Genomic DNA, 21,693 nt, shown 5'->3' on the forward strand with positions numbered 1-21,693 from the left:
CTAAGCCCTGCATTACGGCCGACTTAAGACGACCGACCAAGATTGTTATTTGCATGTTATTTGCAAGGTTACTGTTTGCATTGCTGTCTGCTAGTGCTTCTTGACGTAGTTTGTGTCGCTTAACTGAGATGATGTTAAGCAGCAACGGGTTCTTAGTTGTCTAGAGCTAATTGATTCACAGGAAGGGAAACGATGTCTTATTCTCAAACACGAACTCAGACGAAATCTGGGTATAAGGCTGGGGTTCAAGATTACAAACTGACTTATTACACCCCAGACTACACACCTAAAGATACAGATATTTTGGCGGCTTTCCGGGTTACGCCTCAGCCTGGTGTTCCTCCCGAAGAAGCTGGCGCGGCGGTTGCTGCTGAGTCTTCTACAGGTACCTGGACAACTGTATGGACTGACCTGTTGACCGACCTCGATCGCTATAAAGGTCGTTGCTATGACATCGAGCCAGTTCGGGGCGAAGACAACCAGTTCATCGCTTACATTGCCTATCCACTAGATTTGTTTGAGGAAGGCTCTGTTACCAACATGTTGACCTCGATTGTAGGTAACGTGTTTGGTTTCAAAGCGCTGAAGGCACTGCGTTTGGAAGACCTGCGGATTCCCATTGCTTACCTCAAGACCTTCCAAGGACCTCCTCACGGTATTCAGGTTGAGCGCGACAAGATCAACAAATATGGTCGTCCCCTATTGGGCTGCACGATTAAGCCTAAGTTGGGTCTGTCTGCTAAGAACTACGGTCGGGCAGTTTATGAGTGCCTGCGTGGTGGTCTAGACTTCACCAAAGATGACGAGAACATTAACTCTCAGCCATTCCAGCGTTGGCGCGATCGCTTCCTCTTCGTTGCAGAAGCCATCCACAAAGCTCAGGCTGAAACCGGTGAAATCAAAGGTCACTACCTCAACGTCACCGCCGCAACCTGCGAAGACATGCTAGAGCGGGCAGAGTTCGCCAAAGAGCTGAAAATGCCCATCATCATGCATGACTTCTTGACCGCAGGCTTCACCGCCAACACCACCCTGGCTAAGTGGTGCCGTGCGAATGGCATTTTGCTCCACATCCACCGGGCAATGCACGCCGTAATTGACCGTCAAAAGAACCACGGAATTCACTTCCGAGTGCTTGCTAAGACCCTGCGGATGTCTGGTGGTGACCACATTCACACCGGAACCGTCGTCGGTAAACTAGAAGGCGAGCGCGGCATCACCATGGGCTTCGTTGACCTGCTGCGTGAAAACTATGTTGAGAAAGATCCTTCTCGTGGTATTTACTTCACTCAAGACTGGGCTTCTATGCCTGGTGTAATGGCAGTAGCTTCCGGTGGTATTCACGTGTGGCACATGCCTGCACTGGTTGAAATCTTTGGTGATGACTCCGTACTTCAGTTCGGTGGTGGTACTCTCGGACACCCTTGGGGCAACGCACCAGGTGCAACTGCAAACCGGGTTGCTCTAGAAGCTTGCATCCAGGCACGGAACGAAGGCCGCTCCCTGGCTCGCGAAGGCAACGATGTTATTCGTGAAGCCTGCAAATGGTCGCCTGAACTGGCTGCGGCTTGTGAACTGTGGAAGGAAATCAAGTTTGAATTCGAGGCAGTTGATACCGTCTGATCAGTTTTGAATGATGAGTTTTGAGTTTTGAGTAGGGCTGTTGCAACTCAAAACTCAAAGCTTAAAACTCAAAGCTCCCTTACAGGCTGGTGTCAAGATGGATCTCAAACAAGTTGCGAAGGACACAGCCAAGACAATCACAAGCTACCTGACTTATCAGGCTGTGCGGACGGTTGTGGCTCAGCTTCGAGAGACGAATCCTCCACTTAGCGTTTGGCTGCATGGATTTTCTTCAACTGGAAAAATTCAGGATGGAGAAGCCTACCTTCAAGAACTGTTGGATGCAAACCAGCAGCTTGCCTTTCGCGTGATGACGGTAAGGGCACACCTAGCAGAAGAAATCGCAGATTTTTTGCCAGAGATGATTCGTACCGGCATTCAACAGGCAAATATGGAGCATCGTCGCCAATATCTGGAGCGAGTCACGCAACTGAGTCCATCGGAACCGCTATCGATCGCCGAACCGCCCATTGATTCAGAATTAGAACCTGATGATGCGGATGAGGCTGTTTAATGGCTGGCGATTGGTAAATATTTAGCACTCAATCCAAAACCTACCGAAACAACCATGCAAACTCTACGCAAAGAACGTCGTTACGAAACTCTTTCTTACTTGCCTCCTCTGAGCGATCAGCAAATCGCTAAGCAAGTTCAGTACATCCTCGATCAGGGCTACTTCCCAGCGATCGAATTCAACGAAACTTCTGAACCAACTGACTACTACTGGACCATGTGGAAGCTACCCCTGTTTAACGCAGGTAGCGTTCAAGAAGTTCTACAAGAAGTAAACGAGTGCCGCAACGCTTACCGTGACTCTTATGTCCGCGTTGTTGGATTCGACAACATCAAGCAGTGCCAGGTTCTCAGCTTCATCATCCACAAGCCAGGTGGCGGCAATAACTACCGCTACTAGGATTCGGATGTTCTGATGCTTTGTTCCCAGGTTAGGTTTGGGAACGAGATGAATTAAATCATTTTTGTCTTATCTAAGCGGGCAGAGAATGCATAACTGTATCCTTTGCCCGCTTTACTGTTTGTCTGGTTCTACTTTCAACCATGTCCTGAGTTCGCGGATTAGCCACCTAGCCTCGTATTCGGTTAACAGCCCAGAGAGAAGCAGATGCTTTTCATTATTTACCCAAATTTTTAGACAAGGTTTTTTGCTTAACTCTGTTTCTGGGTAGGAATAGAAGAAGGATGAAGTGGAGACTATGTCAAACTCAACGTTTGGTTTTTGTTTTCCCACTCCTAAATGTTTCCGCCGCTTCCATCCAAACAGTTCATGGGTGATGAAAATAGATTCTTTGCTAACGCGCAGGCGAGTCTTTTTGAATAAAGCGCGAATTAGGGCGATCGCCAAAAATCCTGATAGTGCGATCGATATAAACTGCACAAGCTGAGAAAATTCTCCTGGGTAAGTTTGGTATTGAGGAAGCCAAAACAACCACAGAGGAGTGTTCAGCGCCAACAACGAAAGTTCTTTCAAACCTACCCCTTCAGGTGGAATCAAGATTTCTAGAAAATCAGGAGTTTTCGTGACAACAATGTCACTTCCAGGTAAGTAGCTCATCGCTTCCGATCGAAAGGTCAGATCAGAACGGTCTGAGATTTGAGGCTTGAGATAGGCAGTTTCTAATGCGAGTAAAGCTTCTTCAGCAGAAGCTAGACGGCGATCAAGGCTGGGTTCCGTGAGTCGCTCTAGCCAGTCTGCAAACGTAGAATCGAGCGTCACTGCCTGACGAAAGTGAATTCGAAAATCATCTTGGGATAGCTCTGTAGGATGCTGACCGGTGACTAAAAAAATTAATGTTGCCCCCAAACTATAGAGATCTGACGCTGGTACCGCTCGTCCGCCAAATTGCTCGGGGGGCATATATCCGTAGGTTCCAACAACGGTAATGGTGCTTCCCTCTTTTGCAGCCAGGGTTTGCACAGACCCAAAATCAACTAAAAATGCCTCTCCGGCGGAATGTCCAGAACGATTGGACAGCAAAATGTTACTGGGTTTGATGTCTCGGTGAATCACAGGTGGGGACTGCTGATGTAAATAAATCAAAACCTCAAGCAAAGCCTTAGCTAACTGTTTCACCTCAGCTTCGCTAAACGTCCGCCCAGCCTTCAAGTGCTCCTCTAAAGACTTTGCCTCCACATAGCTCTGCACCAGGGCAAATCCTTTGTAAGCAGGTGAATCAACATCTAAATAGTTAAGATAGCGAGGAATGGCTGGGTGGGAAAGCGTCTGTAGGATGCTGGCTTCTCGTTCAAACAGTTTCAGGTCTTGCCACTGAAACTCCTTCCCAAGCGTCAGCAGCTTGATGACGACTTGCGCCTGAGTTTGTAAATCGCGTGCTAAAAAAGTTTGTCGCCCAGCCTGTCTGCCCAGCGGCTGTTGAATTTCATAGCGCCCGTGCAGTATATCGTTCAAGTTACTCACTCCTTGTCACAGACTCTCTCGCTGATACCATCGGGCAAAATCTCGACTAGCTAATCCTGCTGCCAATCCTGCAATCACAGGGACAGCTACTACGCTTAGAAAAAGGATGTAGCTCCCAGGAACAGTAGGTATCAGTCCCAAAATAAGAGCGAGTGTGCTAGCTGCGATCGCCAGCGTACTGGTATTTCTGACAAATCGTTGATAGCGACGGGCACGTTTGAGTGGATAGAAGTAGAGGCGAGTCAGGATGCCGAGCAACAGTCCATTCAGCATTCCTAGACCTATCCCGACGAACCCACCTATGACAAAACCTACGAACGTTCCAACGAGTGGAAGAATTCCAGTGCCAAAGTACGCGCCTAACAAAGAACCTGCAACAAGCCCTGTTTTACTGCTTTGTAAAAGTGCATTTACGATCAATTTAGAAGTCCCGATCGCCCTCCCTTCTAAAACTGGAACATCATTATGATGTTTCGATTGCTTCAGGGCAGCTAAGGCAACTTGAGCAGAAGCAAACCGCCCTTTGAGGGTTGGTTCAGTCGTCTGTTTTAGCCAGACCGCAAAAGCAGGACTGAGGTGGGCAAAAGGCTCAAACTGGATACGCAAGTTTTTCTGGGGCAAGTCAGCAGGATGTTTTCGAGTTGCCAGGGCGATCGCCGTTGCACCTACTCCATACAAATCAGAAGCCGGAACCGCCCGCCCACCAAACTGCTCTGGTGGCATGTAACCGTAGGTTCCAACCACTGTAACGGTTCGCCCTTCTTGAGTAGCCAGCGTTTGCACAGAACCAAAATCTACCAGGTAAACTTGTTTGATTCTATTGTTGGAACTGTTGCCTGTGCGATCGCCCAGAATGATATTGCTCGGTTTAATATCCCGATGAATCACGGGTGGTTTGCGCCCATGCAAATATTTGAGAATTTCTAACAGGGACTTCACCAGTTGTTTGATTTCAGCCTCACTGAAAGTGTGTCCCGCCTTGAGGACGTGGTCGAGCGATCGCCCCTTCACATAGCTCTGGATTAATGCAAACTGCTTCGCATCGGGTAAATCAATCTCAAAAAAGTCAAGATAACGCGGAATGCTGGGATGAGACAGCGCCTTTAACGTTTCCGCTTCTCGCTCAAATAGCTTCAGAGCATCCCACTCAAAATCTCGATCGAAGGTCAATAGCTTGATTACGACCTGTTGGTTTTCTTGGCGGTCATAAGCCAGCAACGTTTGCCTCCCAGCATTCTTTCCAAGCTGCCGCTGAATCTCGTAGCGTTGTTGAAGCAACCCAGAAGTGTTGTCCATGCTTTACCTCTTGCAGCAAGCTCCACCTTCATTTTCCAGCTTCATCTCAAACTCTTGAATGCTTCCGCCTTTGTCAGTAACCAACCTTAATGTATCTGCCAATGTATGAGGGTTGGACGTGATGGACACACCAATGGAATTGCAATCTTGCTAGGTGAGGAGGTAGTCATTTCACTTAATTGCGATGGCGATATAACTATCTCGTGACAAAATCCAACTTTTGAAGCGATGACCGTAGTAGTTGCCTGTGCTTTCCAACCAATCCTTGATAGCCAAATCTGATGTGACCAATGAGAAAAATTTTGGGTTGTGTCGAAGCATTTGATCTAGGCTATTGATGGAGCGTTCAGTTAGTCCTGCTGTATCCCTGCGAACAAAATGGGGGATACGTTGGGAAGGGTTAAACAGATTTATGTCAAAGTACTACATTTCACCCCGCTTTCTTGACAAGTTAGCGGTGCATATCACCAAGAATTTTTTGAATTTGCCTGGTGTTCGAGTTCCGCTGATCTTGGGAATTCATGGGCGCAAGGGCGAGGGAAAGTCATTTCAATGTGAACTGGTTTACGAGCGCATGGGTATTGAGGTGGTACACATGTCAGCAGGTGAACTGGAAAGCCCTGATGCGGGCGATTCGGCGCGTTTAATTCGCTTGCGCTATCGGGAAGCAGCAGAGTTGATTCGGGTGCGGGGCAAAATGGTCGCCCTGATGATCAACGACTTGGATGCTGGAGCGGGACGGTTTGACGCGACGACGCAGTATACCGTTAACACTCAGTTGGTCAACGGTACGTTGATGAACATTGCCGACAATCCTACAAACGTGCAGCTTCCGGGCAGCTATGACTCTACGCCGCTGCATCGAGTGCCAATTATTGTCACAGGGAATGACTTTTCGACGCTCTACGCACCGCTGGTGCGGGATGGGCGAATGGAAAAGTTTTACTGGGAACCCGATCGCCCCGATCGAGTTGGTATTGTTGGCGGCATTTTTGCTCAAGATGGGCTATCCCAGTCTGATATAGAGCAACTGGTGGATACGTTCCCCAATCAGGCGATCGACTTTTTTGGAGCGTTGCGATCGCGCCTCTACGACGAACAGGTGCGAAAGTTTATTCACGAAGTTGGGTTTGATCAAGTCTCACTGCGTGTCGTCAACAGTAACGATCGCCCCCCCGAGTTCCAAAAACCCGACTTCAGCCTGTCACACCTGAAAGAGTTGGGCAACGAGATGGTAATAGAGCAGCAGCGCGTTGAGCAAATGCGCTTGGGACGCGAATATCTGGGCAGGGAGTACAACGAAACTCGCCGCGACGACCAGACGCAGCTATCAGAAACTTCTGCAAACGCCACCCGGCAAAACTGGTCATCCTCTGATCGCCCAGAATCAAGTCGTTCAACCCCCGCTTCCTCGAACGGTCACAGCGGCAACGGTAGTTCCGGTTCTCCCAGTTCTTCCAATTCCTCTAATTCCTCTAGCATTCACTTTGACCCTCACACTTCGACTCGACTCCCTCGTGCAGCTTCCTACGAAGGGTCAAGTTCTGGTTCCAGGCTGGGTCTAGAGATGGTGCAGCAGGTGCGCGACATTTTGAGGAGTGGGCAAAAGCTAGGAATTGAGTTTGTTAGCGATCGCCGTTTTCGCACGAACTCTTGGCAAAGCTATGCCACAGTTCACGGAAATGAAGCAGAAGCGATCGCCGCCCTCGAAGCTTGCCTCAACGAACACGATCGCGACTACATTCGCCTGGTGGGAATCGACCCCAACGCCAAGCAGCGAGTGCTAGAAACGATTATTCAACGACCCAACGGCAGGAACTAGTGATGACCCGATAGCAGGAAGTAGCGACCGCTCTACCCCTGGGATGATTTTTGTCCATACAATCTTCACTTCCAGGGACGCTTTAACCGTGAATCAGGCAAAGAAAAACGTATCGCTCCTGGTCGCCTGTCAGGCATTGGCGATGACAGGCAGCATCATTCTGTTTACCATAGCGGCCCTGGTTGGTGTTTCTCTTGCGGCGGACAAATCTCTCGCCACGCTACCTCTAGCGCTGTTACAGCTTGCAACGATGTGTGCAACTATTCCAGCGGCACTGCTGATGCGGCAGGTTGGGCGACGTTTAGGGTTTATGGTCGGGGTGCTGATCGGGGCAGTGGGGGCAGGACTGGGCGTTTTGGCGATTTTCCAGTCTAGTTTTAGCCTGTTTTGTTTAGCAACGCTGGTATTCGGCTGTTTCAACGGATTTGTGGGCTACTACCGATTTGCGGCAGCAGATGCGGCAACTGAGGCATTTCGCAGTCAGGCTATTTCTTTTGTGGTATCGGGTGGAATTATTGCGGCGATCGCCGGACCAGGATTAGCTATTTGGTCAAAGGATTGGTTTGTTGAACAATCTCTCGCGAATGAGCTACTGCTTAATCAAGCTGCTTCGGCTGAATATGCGGGTTGCTTAGTGATGATTGTGATTCTGCAAATTGCGGCACTGGTTTTGCTGAGCGGGATTGATATTCCGCCTTTGTCTGAGCAAGAGCGGCAAAAGAGCGGGCGTAGTTTGGGGGCAATCGCTCAACAGCCTATCTTTATCGTTGCCGTTTTAGGCAGCATGTTGGGCTATGGCGTAATGGTCATGGTGATGACTGCCACGCCGCTAGCAATGGTTGCTTTTGATCATTCCTTCAACACAGCCGCATCGGTGATTCAGTGGCATGTGTTGGGAATGTTTGTACCGTCACTGTTTACTGGATTTCTGATTGCCCGATTTGGCACTCTGAGGATTATTTTTATTGGGGCTATCCTCAGCAGCTTATGCATCTTCATCAACCTGACGGGAACAGGGGCACTTCACTTTGGCTTTGCGCTATTGCTGCTAGGAATTGGCTGGAACTTTATGTTTGTGGGTTCCAGCACTTTGCTAACTCAGGCATACGCTCCAACGGAACGGGCAAAAACGCAAGCAATGCACGACTTTTTGATGTTTGCCTTCGTCGCCTTTGCCACGTTCCTCTCCGGCAGACTGCTAGAGCGTTTTAGCTGGGCTGCTGTCAACTACACAGGACTACTGATGATTCTGGTTGTGCTAGGGGCACTGGGTTGGTTTAGGCAACAGGGAAGGGCGATCGCCAAAAGCCACAGCACCCCATAACTTTCAGATTTTCTTTAAAACACTTTGCTTGCAGCGCTAAATTTTTTGTTGCGACGGCTCAATCCTTTGTTTGTACAGCTTGAACCTTTGATTTCGTCATGCAGCATCAAAAGTTTTGCACACCGTTCTAATGGCATCGCGCAACCAACAGACTGCCTCATCCCGATCGCTCAATTTGCTCCACACCATCGAAACTTTCCAGGGCTTTGTTTTGACTGGAAGTTCAAACAGCCTCAAGTGGTAAATACTTGCCATTTGAAGAGCAAGACGATGGGGAACTGCGGCAACTAAATCACTGGATGCGATTGCACACGGCAAAATCAACATGTGGGGAGTCGTTAAAGCAATTCGACGCGCTAAGTTCTGCTCATTCAGCGCATGGTCAATTGCACCGATGCTGTCTCGCCGCAGCGTAGTCAGTGCGTGAGATAGAGACGCAAAGGTTTCTAAATTCATTGTTCCATGCTTTATATCGGGGTGCCCCAGACGGGCAATGCCGACAAATCGTTCTGTAAAAATAGGCTCCCAGTCGGTTTGCCGAGGTGGGTTTGGAAAAACTCCTAACGCAACTTCGATCGCCCCTTGTTCTAACAACTCACCCAAGTCATCTTTTTCATAACCAATCATGTGAAAGTTGATGGATGGTGCGGTTTTACGGACAAACTCTAGCAGCGGCGGCACCAAAACCAAACTGGTGTAATCTGAACTGCCAATGGCGAAGGTGCGAGCGCTATTGGCTGGCTCAAATGCTTGACTTGCAGTGACAGTTTGGCGAATCTGCTGCAGCGCTGCCAAAATACTGGGGGCGATCGCCTGCGCTTTGAGTGTTGGCTGCATCTGTCGCCCCAACCGCACAAACAGCTCATCTTCAAATAAAATTCGCAACCGATTGAGCGACGCACTCATTGCAGGTTGTCCTACTTGAAGCTGCTCGGCAGCTTTGGTCACGCTGCGATGCTCCAGCAGGGCTTCAAAGGCAACTAGCAGGTTTAGATCAATCGCTGCCAAATTTATTGATTTCATTAATACTATTTATCTAAAAAATCATCTTGCTCACTAGTTTAAGGGTTGTTACGGTAACGACAGAGCAAACTTAACTAGCATTGGATGACTATGGCGCAGAGAGTTGCAGTAGTGACAGGTAGTCATAAAGGGCTGGGATATGCGATCGCCCGTCAACTAGCTCAAAAGGAAATTCAAGTCATTCTGACCAGTCGTAAAGAGCAAGACGGTCGTGCTGCTCAACAGCGGCTAGCTCAGGAAAACATTCAGGTCGATTTCCACCCCCTGGATGTAACAAGCGAGGCGAGTGTGCAGCAGTTCACAACTTGGTTGCAGCAGGCTCACGGCAGAGCCGACATTCTAATCAACAATGCGGGAGTTAACCCAACAGCGCAGCCAGAAGAAGCTAGCCTGCTCACTACTCAGTTAGAAATTATGCGCTCAACCTTTGAAACGAACGTGTTGGCGGTTGCTCGAATTGTTCAAGCCCTGTTGCCGCTAATGAAAGCACAGAACTATGGGCGGATTGTCAACGTCTCTACGGAGATGGCTTCTTTCACGTTAATGGGGAGTGATTACTATCCATTGGCTCCTTCATACCGCCTTTCTAAGATAGGGCTGAATGGACTGACGGCAATCCTAGCAAAGGAGCTGCAGGGCACTAATATTTTGGTCAACGCTTACTCTCCTGGCTGGATGCAAACTGACATGGGCGGTTCTAACGCGCCGTTTACTGCTGATGAAGGAGCCGAAACCGCTGCATATTTAGCAACTCTGCCAGAAGGTGGCGCACAGGGTAAGTTTTTTGCAGAGATGCGGAAATTTGGAGGGGCAATCGCGCTTCCTTGGTAATTCATCCTGGAATCAAAACACAACGCAACGACGGCAAGAAAAATTAACCATGACTCCAACGGAAGAACAGAATCTGGCAACTGCCCGTATCTTTGTAGAACAGTTTTTGGGTAGGGGCGATATGACAGTTGCGGCAGATGTTTTAGATGACGATGTGCAAGCGATTACCGGATTAAAGCCCGATGGCCCAATCGACGGACGTGAGCAATACAAGCAGATTTTCAGTACCTTTTTTGATGCATTTCCACCCGTTCCGGGTTTAGAGATGATTGTCGAAGATATATTTGCAGCAGGCGATCGCGTCGTTGTTCGGTTTCGGTCAGTGCAAACCCATGCGAAAGAATTCTTTGGTGTGGCCGCAACCAATCGAAATATCACGTTTATCGAAACTCATGTGATGCGGCTACGGGACGGCAAAATTGTCGAAAACGTCGTGAGTGCGACCAACCTGGAATTTGAAATGTTAATGGCTCCTGTTCTAACGCCGTTGATTCTCAAATAACGAGGCTTAACATTATGGGTGCAGGATCTCAAATCTAAAAGGTTACGCAAACATATAACCTTAGAGCAAATAGGATTTCTGTAGTTGTATTTTGCTTGAGAAGAGATCTCCTTATGGTTAGTCACATCCTGCTACAAACGACGATTCAAACTCACCCTGACGATTGGGCAATCGCGCGATTCTCTCTATTGCAGGATTACCTCGCCTCTCTCACTGACGCGGATGGAAAACCTCTCTTTGAAGTGACAGCACGAGATCGACAAACCGATCAGCAGGGCAACGATCCAGTGTTAAGTAACCTCGATCAGTCAAATTTTAGTCAGCTTTGGCTATTTGCTGTGGATGTGGGAGATGGCTTAAGCGCAGCAGATTGCGAAGGAATTCAGCGGTTTCGGCAACGAGGCGGAGCAATCCTGACTACTCGTGATCACCAAGATTTGGGGTCTTCACTGGGCAAACTTAGCGGAGCTTGCCACCCGCTGGCTTCCACGCATTTCTTTCACAGCCAAAACCCGGAACCGGAACTGGATCGGCAGCAGCGAGATGACCAGGAAACTCAAGAAATCAGTTGGCCAAATTATCATTCCGGGCGAAATGGAGACTATCAGGTGATCCAGCCAACGGAACCGCTGCATGGGCTTTTGCTGCGTCCTACAGGAGAAGCCCTTCAATATTTACCCGCTCATCCCCATGAGGGCGCAGTGGGTGTTCCACTGAATGGGGATTCTGGCATTAGGGCGATCGCCACAGGCACCAGCAAAATTAGCGGACGTCCATTTACTCTGGCAGTGATCTTTGAACAAGCAGTAGATTCTTCAGGGCACAAATTGGGACGGGCGGTGGCTGAGTCCACCTTTCACCACTTCTGTGACTACAACTGGGATACAAACTTTGGATGTCCTAGTTTTGTGTCTGAACCTGTTGGAGACGGCATTGCTCAAAACCCACAGGCACTTGAAGATATTCACACTTACATACGAAACCTGGCTCTGTGGTTGGACGCTGCTTGATAATGCATATCCCTAAAGAGTGGGGAAACAAAATAACGATTGGAGCATGTTATGAACATTGGCATCATTGGTGCAGGAAACATCGGCGCGACCTTAGCCGAACTGCTGACTCGTGCAGGTCACGCGATCGCTATCAGCAATTCCAGAGGCCCAGAATCTTTGCAAGAACTGGTGATACAACTCGGCCCTAACGCCCACGCTGCAACTGTGACAGAAGCCGCTGAGTTTGGAGAAATCGTGATTGAGGCAATTCCATTTGGTCGTTATGCTGATTTGCCAGCAGAAGCGCTCAAAGGCAAAATCTTGGTGAATGCAGGCAATTATTATCCCGAGCGCGATGGCACAATCGACCTGCAAGGGCTAACTCATAGCGAATTCATTGCCAGTCGCTTGCCTGACGTAAAAGTCATCAAGGCATTCAATACGATTTATTGGGTTCATTTACGAGAGCAAGGAGATCCGACCAAGCCTCTAGAAGAACGACGAGCTATCTTCATTGCTGGAGATGATGCTGAAGCAAAACAGACCGTTTCCAAGCTGATCGAAGCGATCGGTTTTGCTCCAGTAGATACAGGTTCATTACATAACAGCCGCATTCAAGAACCGGGTGCAGATATCTACAACAAAACCCTGTCTGCACGGGAGGCGAACTCGCTCATTTCCAGCCCGTAGAAGTGAAAACTACACTGAAGGAGCTACCATTCGCTGCTGCAAAACTAACTGATTTCGCAGCAAATCTGCTTCCATTACACTCAGCTGATCAAGTTGTGCTTTAAAGTCTGCGGCTCGTCGCTTTGCGGCAACCTTTCGCTCTAGAGCCGCCCGAACGATTGGCTCTGGTTTGCCTTGCTTCAGGGCAAGTTGGGCAACCCGATGCCAAGTCTCTACATCCGCTTGAGTCCGGTCATATTGTGGCTGAAGCTGAGCTTTGGCGATCGCAATATTTCGCAGCGCATGATCTGACAGGTAAATCGATTGAATTGGATCAGACTCCGTTGCAGCCTCTTGAATCAATCCCCGTGCTGCTGTTGCTCCCACACCGCCAATGCCCAAGCCAAAGTTGTTAAGCTGCTGGCTTTCGCTCACTCCAGTCTTGCACCAGTTAGCAAAATGCTCACAGTTATTTGAAACCAGGTTATACTGCTGCTCTCCCAGACGACTCTCGGCCCGCTGCATGACAATGTCAGGAATATAAGATCTGGGCTGGTGCTTCACAAAAATGGGATTGCCCGCTGCAAAAGATTCTACAGAAGTCCGGCTAATTGTCGCTTCCCCAACCTTGCGATAGTGAATCACCGTACCGTCGCCACAGTCGATGCCGTGATGCTCGTAGACCCCGTCTTGTCCAAGAAACGGACGCATCACGTAGATTTGATCTCCTCGCGCCATAGTTCTGTCTCTATTGCTCTCTATTTTTTCGCTCTGGCTTAGAGGTAATTTAGCGCAACCGGCTTCAAGGAGTGTTCCACAATTCGAGGGAGTTAGTCCTGTTGGTGAGCGGCTTGCCGAAGCGCGTCAGCGAATAAACTTGCCGAATCGAAGCGTTGTTCAGGATCAGGATTAGTGACTTTCTGCATTACGGCACGAATTGCAGGAGGCACATTGGGCACTGACTCTGCACAAAATCGGTATCCTTCACCGCGATCGCCATAAAACGAGATTGGATTTTGACCCGTTAGCAAAAATGCCAGCATGGGACCCAAAGCATACAGGTCAACTGCAGGAGTCGCATTAATGTCTAGCTGCTCAGGGGCAGAATAACCCGTAGATCCGGCGGGGTTTTCTTGTCCTAAAACTACAGCTTTGGTTGCCCCAAAATCAACCAGAGCCATTTCTCCTGCGGCAAACGGAGCGCTCTGGTAAATCAAGCTTGTCGGTCTAATTCCGCGATGTAAGATTGGCGGTGTAAATGCGTGCAAGTAATCCAACAGTCCACAGATTTCTAAAATCCAATCGATTGCCTGATGGAACTGAATTGGGCCTTCTGCCATCACCTGTTGAGCGACTGTATTGCCAATCATCATTTCCATTACTAGGTAGGGACATTGGGCGATCGCAAAAAAATCAACCAATCGGGGAATTTGGGGATGGTTGATCTGCCGCAAAATCTCTGCCTCGCACTCCAGCGCAGCTTGCGCCTGGGGGTTATCAATCCAGTCTGGGTTCAGCGTCTTTAGCGCCAGATTTTGACCATTTCGCCAGACGAGGTAGGTAATGCCGATTTCACCCTCACCCAATACTTTGACAAGCTGATAGTCTCCAAGGGTTTGCAGCACTTGCAGCGGTTGTCCGCAATCAACGCAAAACAGACCACCCCCCCGCTGATGAGTACAGTCTGACTCAGACGTGTCCATGCTATCTAGTCCGCTGAGTGCATTGCTGGCAATGGCTTTTCCAAAAGAATTTGGGGGTTTAGGAATCGTTCCCGAAATATCGCTGCTAGGTTCCGATGAAATTTGCAGATGGGGCGGTACTGGGATCATTCCGACGGACGACACGGTTTTCTTTGGGTTTTCGATGCTGCTTTCGGTATCTCCAAACTCCGATGGAGGCTCCCCGCTGCGTCCTGTGATTTCAGTATCCGAAAAGGCGTAGTCTGTGCGCTGGCTGATTGTGCGATCGCCAGTCATGGTGTTAGGCAGATCTTTGTTTGCCTCAGTCCCAATCCGAATCTGAATATTGGGTCCTGACCGCGCCAGACGCATCACCGCTCCATCCAAAATCGGTACTTGAGTAATGCGTTTGCCGTCTAAGTAGGTGCCGTTTGTGCCCAGGTTTAGAATTTCCCAGTTTGCCCCAACCCTACGCAATTCCACATGATGGCGAGACACCACTGCGCTATAGAGGATCACATGATTGTCGGTCGAGCGACCAATACGAATCACAGACTCATTCTCAAAAGTCCAAACCTGAACTGGGATTTGCTTAAGTGGATGTAAAAGAGAAAGAGTAATCACACTGGCAACTTGGAGTCTGAGAAGGGCTGGAATAAACGGGAGAACGCTAAGCTTCCAATTTGAAACTTTCTATTATGCTACGCTGCTTTGCTCAAAACCAAAGCAAAGAGTTTTTGACTAAGAGTTGCCTTTATCAATGACAAATTATTCGACTATTCATAACCAATATTTCAGTTTGGATCAAGCAAGCTGAAACAAAAAGGTAACGCGATCGCCCTTTCCTAGAGCAATGCGATCGCCTGAGCGCAATCGATGGCGATTGCCAATAGGCAGTGGGGCATTATTAATGTAGGTTCCATTTGAACTACCCACATCTTCAATGTAGTAAATCCCTCCTTCGACCCGGATATCTGCATGAATTCTAGAAACAATTTCAGAATTCGGAAATCCGGAAACATCCACATCGGGGGGAATCCGATCGTTTGGTTTACCTAAATGAATTACCGATAGATTTTGAGGCAGTTCAATCGTTGCATTCGTCTGCACATGTAGCAAACGCGCCGACTGAATTTGAAGCTGGGTTTTGAAATCAGCCGAAGGATCTGGCAGTGGCAGTGGCGGCGGTGGTGGCGGTGCTGAATGGGCAACATTCTGCCCCTCAGAGACAGGAGCAGGAGGGACTGGATCAGGAGAATGAACGCCTGAGCCTGCTTCTGGCTCAGCATGGGACACACTCGCCATCAAGGGCTCTGGCTCCACTAGTGGCTCTGCAGGCAGCAAATCAGGAATTTCAAAACTAGGGGCTACGGTCGGAGGTGGCTCTACGGCCCCAGCCTCTTTGCCCGCAGCCGTTCGCAGATTAAAGCCGCATTGCCCACAAAAGCTGGCATCTGCCTGTACGGTCGAGCTGCAATTCGGGCAATTCATCATCATGGGCAGAGGCGTATAGCAGGCCTCACACTGAACAGCCCCATCCGGGTTTTGGTGATTGCAATTAGGACAGACAATCATGCCATTTCTCGCTCTATCGACATTATTAAAGGAGTGCCAGCTTCTGAACAGGGAATTTTCAACTTTACTCTACAAGTTCATCGATAAATTCAACTGAACCGATAGGAGCAATTAAATTTGCCTACGCCACCCCAGATTCCCATTTTGTCGCTTTCTGAGTCGCTTTGGCAAAAACCTGCTGATCAAATCAAAAAGTTCTACACCGAAGCAAGCAGCGATGGGTCAAGGCTCTCACCTGCTGCTTGATCGAGTAGCCACCAAAGTTGCCCTTGCGGTTGAATTAGCCGAGCCGGATAAGTTGTTTCGTCTCCGGTTTCAGCCAAAATGTGCGCTAGCGCATTTTGCTTGTTAGCACCCGTTACTAGAAAAATGATGGTACGCGCTTGATTAATCAGAGGGTAGGTAAAGGTGATGCGCGGTTGTCCATCCTTATTCCCAACGGTGATTAAGCGATCGCGCACAGTCAATGCTTCAGTATGAGGAAACAAAGAAGCGGTATGCCCGTCGTCTCCAATTCCTAACAGCACCACATCCAGTGCCGGAAACTCTCCTGCTCCGAGTTGAAAAAATTCCTGAAGCTGGCGTTCGTGCTTTTGGGCAGCGATCGCAGGGTCAGCTTCATCGGTTGGGATGGGATGAATATTGGCAGGAGGAATTGCTACCTGATCTAACCAGGCATGACGAGCCATGCCCTCATTGCTGTCGGGATGGTCAGCAGGAACATACCGTTCGTCACCCCAAAACACATGAATTTTGTCCCAGGGCAGGTCTTGGCTGGCGATCGCCTCATATAGAGGTTTTGGCGTACTGCCACCTGCTAGGGCAATCGTGAACTGACCTCGCTCTGCTAAAGCGTTTTGCAGACTAGCTAGAACGAGCTCAAGCGATCGCTGCACAATTGCGCTTCGGTCAGGCAGAACTTCTACCTTTCTACTCATCAGAATTTAACCCTTTCAATCAGTTTTAGAATGCGCCCTGACCGGCTTGCTAGTCGAAACAAGTTTTTCTTTCCAAAAATTACAGCTAAACTAGCACAGCGTACTCGTGTTACAGATGTAAGTTTGAGATTACCTGCACTTCTAACAGCCATAGCCCTAACCTAGCAGGAGTTTATCTGCTGAGAGCCGCTCTGTCTCAACCTGTCACAAAGCGCTACTTGCTCATTTCAACGACTCGCAGTCCCCAGTAGAATAAAAAGCATCTCAGTATTTCTCTAAGCATCTTCACGGAGTTCGATCAGGGCGCACTACCAAAATCCCTTCCAACGGAGATTAGACGGGCAGTGCTAAAGCTTCACAAAGTACGCAAACAAGTTATTGCTAAAGCGGTTGCAGTCCTGGATAACTACGCTGTTGATCCGGCAATTCAAGAGAAATTGGCTCACCTTCTGGATGAGCAACCCGGACGCGAACTTTATCGAGCAAATCCTCGCCTGTTGGCAACCCATCTGCGGCTCCCCGAACGAGAAATGCTGCAGATCTTGGTTATTGCCCTTAAAGAAGGAATCGTTACACTCAACTGGGAAATTGAATGCCCTGCTTGTCATGGACTCGATTTTCGCCCTAAGCATCTCAGTGATTTGCGATCGCTTCATACTTGCCCTGCGTGCAACCACGTTCACAAGACGGATGCTGATGAGCAGGTTCGTGTCACCTTTAGCATTGACGAACGGCTCCGCAAACTGGAACCCGAAGCCGATGATCCAGAATTTCGAACTCGGATGGATCGCCGCTACGGAGTCGTATCAGGACACCGAATGCTGACCTTACAGGCGTTTCGCGATTTGTTTCCCCGCGAAACCATCCCACCCAACGAAAGCTTGCTGATTCGCCGAGTCGCAATTCTATTTACAGATTTGGCAGGTTCAACGGCGCTCTATTCTCGTCGGGGTGACTCTAGAGCCTATGATCTGGTACGAAAACACTTTGATCTGCTATTTCAGCTTGTAAACGAGCACAATGGGGTTGTTGTCAAAACTATCGGCGACGCGGTTATGGGGGCGTTCACTACGCCTGTTGATGCATTAAGGGCAGCGATCGCTATGCACCAACAAATTGTCCTCCTCAACCAGCAACTCTCTTTACCTTTAGAAGATCAGCTCATCCTTAAAATCGGTATCGATGTTGGACCCTGCATTAGCGTCACTCTCAACGATCGCCCAGATTACTTCGGTATTACAGTCAATACGGCGGCTAGAGTTCAAGCAACTAATCAGGGCAACAACATTGCCGTTACAGAAGCTCTGATGCAAGACACGAGCGTTGAAAAGGTTTTACAAAGCTGCACCTGGCAGCGTCGAGACCAACTGTTAAAGGGACTCGCGACTCCAGTTGTTGTTCACTACCTTTTCCCAAACTAGTTTCGTACCCGACCTGCGCCAGATTTTGCTCAAGCTGTCACATCCGAAAATGTATTTTTTCCGTATATTTTGTATCGGAGTGGTGCAAAATGCCAATTTTTTTGCCAGGATCTTTACTATTCACCTGCTTTTGTAGTGATTTCTGCAACCTATTAGGCAAACAGCGTGAAGGCTAAAGGCAGTGTGTTGTGCCCCTACCAAGCCTTTGTCACATCTCTAGCAGGAGCTAATTGGGAATTAGTCATCCTTGCTGAAAGATATTGCATTTACCTCTCCGGTTTTCAGGTGTCAACTGAGGAACATGATGTTTAAGGCAGGATTTTCTGGGGGCATATTAGAAGTTAGATACCTTTCAAGTTGAAGGACTTTGTCCGGCTACGACAGGTCTGGTGAACTCGTAAGCATTCCTTAGCCCAACTCCCTGCCTTCAAGATTAGCGTGGTCTGTAGTGCCCCTTTGGTTGGTATCCTAAGCTGGGTACTATCCCGCTTAAATTTGAAACGGACAGCAACGTAAATTTATTATGAGTTCACCCAAAGCGATTAATCGCCGCCAACTCTCGCCACTCGTTTCTTTAGCACTGAAAACCGTCGGTATAGTCATGATTCTAGCTTCCCTGCTAGACATGATCATTCTGCCAATGCCCTACAACTTCAGTGGAGATGGCAGTACTCAGTGGCTTCTGAGTTTCACGACGCAAGTAGTAGATCGGGGAATCATTCCCATGATTGGCATCGCGCTGCTATTGACTGGCTCTTGGGTCGGCAGTGATCTGGGTACCGCTCCTCAAAAACAAAAAAGCTGGCAATCGCTTCAATTTTGGGCACTGGTGCTGTCTTGCCTTCTAGGGCTACTGTATCTACTCATCTTTCCTCTGCACCTTAACAATGTTCGCATTGACAGTCAGCAATCGCTCGCACAGATCGCTCAGGAAGCTGACCAAGCGCAGACTGAACTGGGCACTCGGCTCAATGCTGAGGTGCAGCAGCAGCGTCAGCAGATTGTTCAGCTTCTAGAGAATGAAGATTTGCTGGAGCAGGCGATCGCCTCTGGGCAGGTTCCTGAGCAGCAGGCGGAGCTATTGCGGCAGTTTAGGGATGATCCAGCAGCTTTAGACCAGTACATCGAGCAGCGAGTTGGTGAACTGCGAACTCAATTTGAGACTGAGATTGGTACTCGCCGAGAAGATGCCCTTCGCACCGCTAGGACTGAAGCCCTCAAGTCAGGATTGCGAATTGGCATCAGCAGTTTGCTGTTGGCGATTGGCTACATCATTATTGGCTGGTCAGGCTTAAGGGCATTAGGGCAACCTAATCGAGCAGGCTGAATTTGACTCTCTGCCAATTTTCTACCCAATTTTGCCAGAAGTGGGGTGTGTTCTGCCTGACGTCCGTTTCAGCTTGAACCGTTAGACACTATGTTTACGATCTACATCCTCACTCACAACGAAGAGATTGATATTGCTGACTGTATTGAGTCGGCTCTACTTTCGGACGACGTAATTGTTGTTGATTCTTACAGTAGCGATCGCACCGTTGAAATCGCTAACCGCTACCCCGTAAGAGTCGTACAGCACACCTTTGAAAGTCATGGCAAACAGCGAACCTGGATGCTGGAATCGCTTCCCCCCAAGCACGATTGGGTATACATTCTGGAAGCCGATGAACGAATGACTCCGGACCTGTTTCAGGAATGTTTGCAGGTAATCCAGAGTGACAAACACGTTGGCTATTACGTGGCTGAACGAGTTATCTTCCTGGGCAAGTGGATTCGTCGCAGCACTCAATATCCGCGCTATCAGCTTCGGCTACTGCGACACGGCAAAGTGTGGTTTGCTGACTATGGGCACACCGAGCGTGAAGTTTCTGAAGGTTCTACAGGATTCTTACGAGAAACCTACCCTCACTATACGTGTAGCAAAGGCTTGAGCCGCTGGATTGACAAGCACAACCGCTACTCCACCGATGAAGCAGCTGAGACGCTGCATCAGCTTGAGCAGGGAAAAGTTGATTGGCAGAAGCTATTATTTGGAGCTTCAGAAGTCGAGCGTCGTCGAGCACTAAAAGATTTGTCTTTGCGTGTTCCGTTCCGTCCGCTGGTTCGCTTTGTGTACATGTATATTTTTTTGGGTGGCTTCCTGGATGGGCGATCAGGTCTTGCTTGGTGTACACTCCAAGCGTTTTATGAATATCTAATTTTGCTGAAAGCCTGGGAGATGAAACACATGCCCGTGCCGATGGTGAAGTCCATTCCAGAACAGCCCTCAATATCTGCTTTAGCAGCATCAGGGCAAATGGAACCATCCCCAGAAGCTATATCGGCTCGCTCTGCTCAGTAGCGCTTGCCCAACTTTATTCGCTCTGGACATCAGCTAAGCGAGAGGTTAGAAGGCGATCCATCCAATTCTCTAGATGAGTTCGGTTTTCCTGACGCTGCACTGGGTCAGTTGTGTCAAGCGGGTGTGGCATCAGCCCTAAAACGGTTGCAGTGGTGACACAAAACATCGATTTTTGGAAGCTGATGCAAATTTTGACTCGCAGGTCATCTTCCCCGCGCAACCCCTGCATGTAAAAATCATGCAGATAGCCAGGCAAGTAGTGCCGCATGTCTTGCATCAGCAAGGTCGGTGGAATGCCAGCGCTACCTATGGGTAAAGGGTCAGCAAATAGTGCTCCATAGCTGAAGTCACCCGGCTTTTCTGAAATTTGGTGGGCTTGGGCATTGTAGGAGACAGTGCCAAAGAAGGGAAACGATCGGAAAAAGACAGCCTCGACGTAGGGGAGAGCTGTATCCGCCAGAAAAGTTAACCCGACCGATTTGGGAATGATCTCGTAAGTTTGCCCCTTGATTGTGACGGCATAGGTGATGGGCAGCGCAGCTGCCTCAACTAAAGCATCACGAATGTGAGCTACGACATCGGCGATCGTCTGAACTTCTCCCTGGTCATAGAGATCAGACAGGTCTATGAACATGTCGCTCATCACTCGCCAAAACTGTCCCAGACCACTGTAATAAGCTAGTTGCCGCACTTGCTCTGGCAAAAAGTTAGAAAATAGCTTATGTAGCAACTGCATTGGAGTGCCACCAACTTTGGCTTGAATCGCTGCCTCAGTTCGTCGACTAAACTCAGCAGAATCCAGGTAGTCATCCAAGCCGCCGCCACCGTGCCACAGCATCCCTTTCATGCAGTATTCTGCATATTCGTAGTTGATCCGATCGTGCCACCAGTGTCGCAGCAGCTTTTTGAGCGAAACTTCGCCATCAAAATACTTAAAGGCAGGAAATAAAACGAGAAACTGTTGCTCGGCGATGTAGATTAAATTACGCGAATAAGCGTCCAACACAACTCCGTAGCTTTTCAACACGCCGACTACCTCTAAGACATTGTCGGGGGAGTCAGGTAATAGAGCCCCTCCTGATTCCAGACAATGAATCATGTCTGCTAGGGGGTGGGTAGAAGGTTGCTGAGTCAGACTTACCATTAGGTTTCTCTTAAAAAGCTATTCTCTTAAAAAGCTATTGGGCGATCGCAGTTTAAGTGCCAATCTTCGAATCAACTGG

Annotated in this window: 20 protein-coding genes; 12 read left to right on the forward strand and 8 right to left on the reverse strand. The window is 48.9% G+C overall.

Translation table 11 applies throughout. The features are described 5' to 3' along the window. Positions 1-192 precede the first annotated feature (192 nt). The 3 genes from H6F93_RS07430 to H6F93_RS07440 all read left to right on the forward strand — a co-directional run bounded on the left by H6F93_RS07430 (position 193) and on the right by H6F93_RS07440 (position 2,536). Positions 193-1,623 (forward strand): form I ribulose bisphosphate carboxylase large subunit, encoded by a 1,431-nt coding sequence (locus H6F93_RS07430; protein ID WP_190644352.1) that lies wholly within the window; start codon positions 193-195, stop codon positions 1,621-1,623. 97 nt (positions 1,624-1,720) lie between these two features. After that, on the forward strand, positions 1,721-2,137 hold the full coding sequence (rcbX, locus tag H6F93_RS07435; protein ID WP_190644353.1) for a RuBisCO chaperone RbcX: 417 nt from the start codon (positions 1,721-1,723) through the stop codon (positions 2,135-2,137). Positions 2,138-2,191: 54 nt separating this feature from the next. Continuing rightward, positions 2,192-2,536, forward strand: coding sequence for a ribulose bisphosphate carboxylase small subunit (locus H6F93_RS07440; protein WP_190644354.1), 345 nt, complete (start codon positions 2,192-2,194; stop codon positions 2,534-2,536). A gap of 114 nt (positions 2,537-2,650) precedes the next feature. Here H6F93_RS07440 and H6F93_RS07445 read toward each other — a convergent pair whose 3' ends face one another. Next, positions 2,651-4,048 carry a serine/threonine protein kinase gene (locus tag H6F93_RS07445; protein ID WP_199313539.1) on the reverse strand — a complete coding sequence of 466 codons (1,398 nt, stop codon included), beginning with the start codon at positions 4,046-4,048 and terminating at the stop codon, positions 2,651-2,653. 15 nt (positions 4,049-4,063) lie between these two features. Further along, positions 4,064-5,353, reverse strand: a complete 1,290-nt coding sequence (locus H6F93_RS07450) for a serine/threonine protein kinase (protein WP_190679930.1) — start codon at positions 5,351-5,353, stop codon at positions 4,064-4,066. Positions 5,354-5,765: 412 nt separating this feature from the next. Here H6F93_RS07450 and H6F93_RS07455 point away from each other — a divergent pair, with 412 nt between their 5' ends. Then, entirely contained in the window at positions 5,766-7,175 is a 1,410-nt protein-coding gene (locus H6F93_RS07455; RefSeq protein ID WP_190679931.1) for a RuBisCO small subunit-like domain-containing protein, read from the forward strand. A gap of 88 nt (positions 7,176-7,263) precedes the next feature. Then, positions 7,264-8,499, forward strand: a complete 1,236-nt coding sequence (locus tag H6F93_RS07460; protein WP_199313540.1) for an MFS transporter — start codon at positions 7,264-7,266, stop codon at positions 8,497-8,499. Positions 8,500-8,595: 96 nt separating this feature from the next. Here the strand turns inward: H6F93_RS07460 and H6F93_RS07465 are convergent, their stop codons facing one another. Beyond that, positions 8,596-9,522, reverse strand: coding sequence for a LysR family transcriptional regulator (locus H6F93_RS07465; RefSeq protein ID WP_190679933.1), 927 nt, complete (start codon positions 9,520-9,522; stop codon positions 8,596-8,598). A 90-nt stretch (positions 9,523-9,612) separates the two neighbouring features. Here H6F93_RS07465 and H6F93_RS07470 point away from each other — a divergent pair, with 90 nt between their 5' ends. The 4 genes from H6F93_RS07470 to H6F93_RS07485 all read left to right on the forward strand — a co-directional run bounded on the left by H6F93_RS07470 (position 9,613) and on the right by H6F93_RS07485 (position 12,537). Then, on the forward strand, positions 9,613-10,353 hold the full coding sequence (locus tag H6F93_RS07470) for an SDR family oxidoreductase (protein ID WP_242043342.1): 741 nt from the start codon (positions 9,613-9,615) through the stop codon (positions 10,351-10,353). Positions 10,354-10,402: 49 nt separating this feature from the next. Further along, a complete protein-coding gene (locus H6F93_RS07475) occupies positions 10,403-10,855 on the forward strand; it encodes an ester cyclase (protein ID WP_190679934.1) in 453 nt (150 codons plus the stop codon). Positions 10,856-10,968: 113 nt separating this feature from the next. Continuing rightward, the gene (locus tag H6F93_RS07480; protein WP_190679935.1) at positions 10,969-11,865 is read left to right on the forward strand and encodes a hypothetical protein; all 897 of its coding nucleotides are present in this window, start codon (positions 10,969-10,971) and stop codon (positions 11,863-11,865) included. Positions 11,866-11,916: 51 nt separating this feature from the next. Continuing rightward, positions 11,917-12,537, forward strand: coding sequence for an NADPH-dependent F420 reductase (locus H6F93_RS07485; protein ID WP_190644652.1), 621 nt, complete (start codon positions 11,917-11,919; stop codon positions 12,535-12,537). 9 nt (positions 12,538-12,546) lie between these two features. Here the strand turns inward: H6F93_RS07485 and H6F93_RS07490 are convergent, their stop codons facing one another. The 4 genes from H6F93_RS07490 to pgl form a co-directional block, all read right to left on the reverse strand. Further along, positions 12,547-13,254: a lecithin retinol acyltransferase family protein gene (locus tag H6F93_RS07490; protein WP_190679936.1), complete on the reverse strand. Its 708-nt coding sequence runs from the start codon at positions 13,252-13,254 to the stop codon at positions 12,547-12,549. 92 nt (positions 13,255-13,346) lie between these two features. Beyond that, positions 13,347-14,822 (reverse strand): protein kinase domain-containing protein, encoded by a 1,476-nt coding sequence (locus H6F93_RS35070; RefSeq protein ID WP_190679937.1) that lies wholly within the window; start codon positions 14,820-14,822, stop codon positions 13,347-13,349. Between the two features lie 180 nt (positions 14,823-15,002). Then, positions 15,003-15,773 (reverse strand): double zinc ribbon and FHA domain-containing protein, encoded by a 771-nt coding sequence (locus H6F93_RS07500; protein WP_190679938.1) that lies wholly within the window; start codon positions 15,771-15,773, stop codon positions 15,003-15,005. Between the two features lie 197 nt (positions 15,774-15,970). Beyond that, positions 15,971-16,711: a 6-phosphogluconolactonase gene (gene pgl / locus H6F93_RS07505; protein WP_190679939.1), complete on the reverse strand. Its 741-nt coding sequence runs from the start codon at positions 16,709-16,711 to the stop codon at positions 15,971-15,973. A 344-nt stretch (positions 16,712-17,055) separates the two neighbouring features. Between pgl and H6F93_RS07510 the strand changes: the two genes are divergently transcribed. The 3 genes from H6F93_RS07510 (at position 17,056) to H6F93_RS07520 (ending at position 20,470) form a co-directional block, all read left to right on the forward strand. Next, positions 17,056-18,132 (forward strand): adenylate/guanylate cyclase domain-containing protein, encoded by a 1,077-nt coding sequence (locus H6F93_RS07510; protein ID WP_190679940.1) that lies wholly within the window; start codon positions 17,056-17,058, stop codon positions 18,130-18,132. Between the two features lie 523 nt (positions 18,133-18,655). Beyond that, positions 18,656-19,459, forward strand: coding sequence for a hormogonium polysaccharide biosynthesis protein HpsJ (gene hpsJ-B, locus H6F93_RS07515; protein ID WP_190679941.1), 804 nt, complete (start codon positions 18,656-18,658; stop codon positions 19,457-19,459). Between the two features lie 90 nt (positions 19,460-19,549). After that, positions 19,550-20,470, forward strand: coding sequence for a glycosyltransferase family 2 protein (locus tag H6F93_RS07520; protein ID WP_190679942.1), 921 nt, complete (start codon positions 19,550-19,552; stop codon positions 20,468-20,470). Positions 20,471-20,483: 13 nt separating this feature from the next. Here the strand turns inward: H6F93_RS07520 and cupB are convergent, their stop codons facing one another. Beyond that, positions 20,484-21,614: a CO2 hydration protein CupB gene (cupB, locus tag H6F93_RS07525; protein WP_190644644.1), complete on the reverse strand. Its 1,131-nt coding sequence runs from the start codon at positions 21,612-21,614 to the stop codon at positions 20,484-20,486. Positions 21,615-21,693 lie beyond the last annotated feature (79 nt).

Origin of the sequence: Leptolyngbya sp. FACHB-671 (assembly GCF_014695745.1) — a bacterium.
GTDB lineage: Bacteria > Cyanobacteriota > Cyanobacteriia > Elainellales > Elainellaceae > JAAUTN01.

Bases quoted from the DNA above. Each gene is read 5' to 3' on its own strand.
- H6F93_RS07430 (WP_190644352.1), top strand. From the start codon at position 193: ATGTCTTATTCTCAAACACGAACTCAGACGAAATCTGGGTATAAGGCT.
- rcbX (WP_190644353.1), top strand. From the start codon at position 1,721: ATGGATCTCAAACAAGTTGCGAAGGACACAGCCAAGACAATCACAAGC.
- H6F93_RS07440 (WP_190644354.1), top strand. From the start codon at position 2,192: ATGCAAACTCTACGCAAAGAACGTCGTTACGAAACTCTTTCTTACTTG.
- H6F93_RS07450 (WP_190679930.1), bottom strand. From the start codon at position 5,353: ATGGACAACACTTCTGGGTTGCTTCAACAACGCTACGAGATTCAGCGG.
- H6F93_RS07455 (WP_190679931.1), top strand. From the start codon at position 5,766: ATGTCAAAGTACTACATTTCACCCCGCTTTCTTGACAAGTTAGCGGTG.
- H6F93_RS07465 (WP_190679933.1), bottom strand. From the start codon at position 9,522: ATGAAATCAATAAATTTGGCAGCGATTGATCTAAACCTGCTAGTTGCC.
- H6F93_RS07470 (WP_242043342.1), top strand. From the start codon at position 9,613: ATGGCGCAGAGAGTTGCAGTAGTGACAGGTAGTCATAAAGGGCTGGGA.
- H6F93_RS07475 (WP_190679934.1), top strand. From the start codon at position 10,403: ATGACTCCAACGGAAGAACAGAATCTGGCAACTGCCCGTATCTTTGTA.
- H6F93_RS07480 (WP_190679935.1), top strand. From the start codon at position 10,969: ATGGTTAGTCACATCCTGCTACAAACGACGATTCAAACTCACCCTGAC.
- H6F93_RS07485 (WP_190644652.1), top strand. From the start codon at position 11,917: ATGAACATTGGCATCATTGGTGCAGGAAACATCGGCGCGACCTTAGCC.
- H6F93_RS07490 (WP_190679936.1), bottom strand. From the start codon at position 13,254: ATGGCGCGAGGAGATCAAATCTACGTGATGCGTCCGTTTCTTGGACAA.
- H6F93_RS07500 (WP_190679938.1), bottom strand. From the start codon at position 15,773: ATGATTGTCTGTCCTAATTGCAATCACCAAAACCCGGATGGGGCTGTT.
- pgl (WP_190679939.1), bottom strand. From the start codon at position 16,711: ATGAGTAGAAAGGTAGAAGTTCTGCCTGACCGAAGCGCAATTGTGCAG.
- hpsJ-B (WP_190679941.1), top strand. From the start codon at position 18,656: ATGAGTTCACCCAAAGCGATTAATCGCCGCCAACTCTCGCCACTCGTT.
- H6F93_RS07520 (WP_190679942.1), top strand. From the start codon at position 19,550: ATGTTTACGATCTACATCCTCACTCACAACGAAGAGATTGATATTGCT.
- cupB (WP_190644644.1), bottom strand. From the start codon at position 21,614: ATGGTAAGTCTGACTCAGCAACCTTCTACCCACCCCCTAGCAGACATG.